General features: G+C 39.7%; 3 protein-coding genes, 7 tRNA genes and 1 rRNA gene. 10 read left to right on the top strand and 1 reads right to left on the bottom strand.

Going from position 1 to position 2,564, the window contains the following annotated elements; genetic code table 11:
- The 8 genes from DW059_RS15215 to DW059_RS15180 all read left to right on the top strand — a co-directional run.
- Positions 1 to 214: ribosomal RNA gene (locus tag DW059_RS15215) — 23S ribosomal RNA — on the top strand; the annotation flags it as partial.
- A gap of 49 nt (positions 215 to 263) precedes the next feature.
- Positions 264 to 337: transfer RNA gene (locus DW059_RS15210), tRNA-Asp, on the top strand.
- A gap of 8 nt (positions 338 to 345) precedes the next feature.
- Positions 346 to 418: transfer RNA gene (locus DW059_RS15205), tRNA-Val, on the top strand.
- A gap of 34 nt (positions 419 to 452) precedes the next feature.
- Positions 453 to 525, top strand: a tRNA-Thr gene (locus DW059_RS15200).
- Positions 526 to 552: 27 nt separating this feature from the next.
- Positions 553 to 634 (top strand) — tRNA-Tyr (locus DW059_RS15195).
- A gap of 28 nt (positions 635 to 662) precedes the next feature.
- Positions 663 to 736: transfer RNA gene (locus DW059_RS15190), tRNA-Met, on the top strand.
- 5 nt (positions 737 to 741) lie between these two features.
- Positions 742 to 814, top strand: a tRNA-Phe gene (locus DW059_RS15185).
- A 21-nt stretch (positions 815 to 835) separates the two neighbouring features.
- A tRNA-Lys gene (locus tag DW059_RS15180) sits at positions 836 to 908 on the top strand.
- A 134-nt stretch (positions 909 to 1,042) separates the two neighbouring features.
- Here DW059_RS15180 and DW059_RS15175 read toward each other — a convergent pair.
- Complete coding sequence (locus DW059_RS15175; protein WP_199534405.1) at positions 1,043 to 1,498, bottom strand: site-specific integrase; 456 nt, start codon at positions 1,496 to 1,498, stop codon at positions 1,043 to 1,045.
- Between the two features lie 149 nt (positions 1,499 to 1,647).
- Between DW059_RS15175 and DW059_RS15170 the strand changes: the two genes are divergently transcribed.
- Together DW059_RS15170 and DW059_RS16200 are read left to right on the top strand one after the other, a co-directional pair.
- Positions 1,648 to 2,103, top strand: coding sequence for a phage portal protein (locus DW059_RS15170; protein WP_158552141.1), 456 nt, complete (start codon positions 1,648 to 1,650; stop codon positions 2,101 to 2,103).
- Positions 2,104 to 2,113: 10 nt separating this feature from the next.
- Entirely contained in the window at positions 2,114 to 2,521 is a 408-nt protein-coding gene (locus DW059_RS16200; protein WP_199534404.1) for a hypothetical protein, read from the top strand.
- Positions 2,522 to 2,564 lie beyond the last annotated feature (43 nt).

Genomic DNA, 2,564 nt, shown 5'->3' with positions numbered 1-2,564 from the left:
GGTGCATCAGCTGGATACCAAATCCATAGCTGGGTAGCCAAGTCCGGAAGGGATAAACGCTGAAGGCATCTAAGCGTGAAGCCCCCCCCAAGATGAGATGTCCCTGTCTATAAGACAGTAAGACCCCTGAAAGAGTATCAGGTAGATAGGGCAGAGGTGGAAGCACGGTAACGTGTGGAGCTGACTGTTACTAATCGGTCGAGGGCTTGACCAAAGCAACTCGGAAACAATCTGTATGAAGTTTTGAAGGTATGTACCTTTAAGGCCCAATGGCTCAGTTGGTTAGAGCGCCGCCCTGTCACGGCGGAGGTCGCGGGTTCGAGTCCCGCTTGGGTCGTTTCAAATGGGATCTTAGCTCAGCTGGGAGAGCATCTGCCTTACAAGCAGAGGGTCACAGGTTCGAGCCCTGTAGGTCCCACTTTTCTTGTAGTTATAAGTGTATCGCAAGATATGCCGATGTGGCTCAATTGGCAGAGCAGCTGATTTGTAATCAGCAGGTTATCGGTTCGAGTCCGATCATCGGCTTTATACAATTTCATATTGTATAGAAATGGGCAGATTCCCGAGTGGCCAAAGGGGACAGACTGTAAATCTGCTGCAAATTGCTTCGGTGGTTCGAATCCACCTCTGCCCATTCTTCTTTATAGAAGATAATTGAATAACGCGGGATGGAGCAGTCTGGAAGCTCGTCGGGCTCATAACCCGAAGGTCACAGGTTCAAATCCTGTTCCCGCAACTCTTGCCCAGTTAGCTCAGTTGGTAGAGCAGAGGACTGAAAATCCTCGTGTCTCTGGTTCGATTCCGGAACTGGGCATTCTCAGAAAACCTGAGAAATGGGATATTAGCTCAGTTGGTAGAGCACTTGACTTTTAATCAAGTTGTCCGGGGTTCGAATCCCCGATGTCTCAGTAGTTAAAAATGGCGGAAATGCTGATAAATACAGTATTTTCGCCATTTTTGTGAGTAATCGGAAGTAGTGCTAAGTAAGCCTAAATATTCATCTTCACCCCATCTTCAAGGGCATTTTTGAACCCCTTCATCTTCAAAAATTAATTGAATTTTTTACTACTTCCTGCACGTTTTCTTTCTGTTCCAGAACATGATTATAAACCTCTAAAACCATCTTCTCAGAATCACCTAATAATTGTGCAATTCTTTTAATACTGATGTTTGGCATCTGATAACATAAGTTTGCACAGTAATTATGCCGAAAGATATGTGCGGTCAGTCCGGTTATTATTCTAATCCTATTTGACCCACCGGCAGCAACATTCATTTTGGAAACAATATTAGACCACATCTTATTATAAGCAGAAGCAGTCATATATTTATTATTGGCAGAATAGAAGAGATTGGTTCCTGGTAAGGTCTTTATGTATTCTGAAATAAATTCATTTAAAAATGGTGGTATGGGAACTATACAATTGCCATTTACGGATTTTGTACCCTTAATGTAAGGATTATTGTCATCAAAGGCTAAATCCTTGTTTACGGTCAATTCATTACATTCTAGGGATATATCAAATATAGTAAGCAGCCTTTCAAATAACCTGATTGATTTTGATACTCCTATTCAGGTGGTGAAAGGTTTTCAGGGTGATAATTTGGAAGAATTGCAGACCAACCTGAAGACAAAAAATAATTGGTGTGGATGATGACGGCGGTGTTGATGTCAAGACCGTGGATGTGCCATATCAGGCGAGACAGGCAAAACTTGAATTGGATGAAAAAAATATTTACCGGTTTGGAATGGGGGTGAATACAGCAGGACTTAAGGACACAAATGCAACAACCAATATAGCAATTAAGGCAGCCTATTCTTTACTAGATTTAAAGTGTTCCAAACTGGAAATAAGATTAAAGCAGTTACTTAGAAGGCTTTTGAAGCTGATTATTGTTGAAATCAATGAAACTGATGGTACAGATTACCACTGCAATCAGGTTTACTTCGAATTTAGCCATGAAGTCATGTCAAATGAGCAGGAAAATGCGCAGATTGCATTGACAGAAGCACAGAAGACACAGGTGTTAATTAACACACTTCTTTCTCTTGCTTCACAGCTTGATAATGAAACATTAATGCGTAACAAATGTTTCTCCTAAATATGGATTTATGAATACTGATATATATTCTGAACTGAATTCATTAATCGGGACGACTATCAATAAAGAAGTAAAATTTTACACTTTTTACGAAGATTGGTCGAATGTAACAGAAGAAGAACTTAATGAATATGAGATAGAGGTGCATGAAGAGGTAAATATAAGTATTGGGGGAGAAATTACAATGAGTGGATTCATATACTATGATGAACAGATTTTGAGCAAAGGTTATCCGATGACTTGTGGATGGTTGTCACAATCTGATGATGAACAACTATATACAGGATATTCACGAACTAAAACGAAAAACACATTGAATTTAAATAAGAAAGAGAAAAAAGGAGTATGGCTATTGTACCGACCCCTAAAAGTTAGACCAAAAAATCTAACGATTGGAGGTCGGTATTTTTATGTCTAAATATAGTTATGAATTTAAAAAGAAAGTTGTAAATGCTTATCTG

This window comes from Roseburia sp. AF42-8 (assembly GCF_003435965.1).
GTDB classification, from domain to species: domain Bacteria; phylum Bacillota; class Clostridia; order Lachnospirales; family Lachnospiraceae; genus Roseburia_C; species Roseburia_C amylophila.
The sequence above is the reverse complement of the archived record's forward strand: the minus strand, read 5'-3'. Positions and strand labels throughout refer to the sequence as shown.